This window comes from Mesorhizobium sp. M6A.T.Cr.TU.014.01.1.1, from assembly GCF_004022765.1.
Lineage (GTDB): Bacteria > Pseudomonadota > Alphaproteobacteria > Rhizobiales > Rhizobiaceae > Mesorhizobium > Mesorhizobium mediterraneum.
This window is the reverse complement of record NZ_RZPG01000086.1, coordinates 1-619: the sequence shown is the minus strand read 5'-3', so window position 1 is coordinate 619 and position 619 is coordinate 1. Positions and strand designations below refer to the sequence as shown.

1 protein-coding gene and 1 pseudogene are annotated in these 619 nt (G+C 62.7%); both read right to left on the bottom strand.

What is annotated here, in order from left to right; translation table 11 throughout:
- Positions 1–414, bottom strand: a 414-nt coding sequence (locus EN885_RS33065; protein WP_164897976.1) for an ATP-binding cassette domain-containing protein, incomplete at its 3' end; no start/stop codon positions are given.
- Position 415: 1 nt separating this feature from the next.
- Positions 416–619, bottom strand: a pseudogene (locus tag EN885_RS33060) (ABC transporter permease); the annotation flags it as partial.

Below are 619 nucleotides of genomic sequence, written 5' to 3'. Positions count from 1 at the left end.
GTCTTCGAGCAGTCCGACCGCCCGGCCATTGGCCTGCCGCCAGGATCCGCCCTGATGGACCACCATCGCTTCTCCCACCTGACGCCCGACCGTCATGATCGGATCAAGATGCGTCGACGGGTTCTGGAAGATCATCGCCGCTTGCCCGCCACGCAGCTGGCCCAGATCGGCATCCTTCATGGCGAGGACATCGCTGCCCTCGAACATGATCCGACCCGACTTCACCAGTGCGTTGCCGGCAATCAGCTTGAGGATGGCTCTGCAGGCCACCGTCTTGCCCGATCCGGATTCACCGACGATCCCAAGGACCTCTCCCGCTTTCAGTGAAAAGCTGACGCCGCGCAGGGCGTGGACGTCGCCAAAATTGGTGGCGAAGTCGATGGTGAGGTTCTCGACGCTGACGAGGTCGCTCATCTCAGGATTCCGTGTTCAGGAGGCGGGCGAGACCATCAGCGGTCAACGAGAGGCCCAGCGCCAGAAGGCAGATGGCGATGCCTGGGAAGATCGCAATCCACCATGCGGTCGTCAGGTAGGTCTGCCCGTCCGCGATCATGGCGCCCCATTCGGGCGTTGGCGGTTGTACGCCGAGGCCGAGAAAACCCAATGATGATCCGAGCAC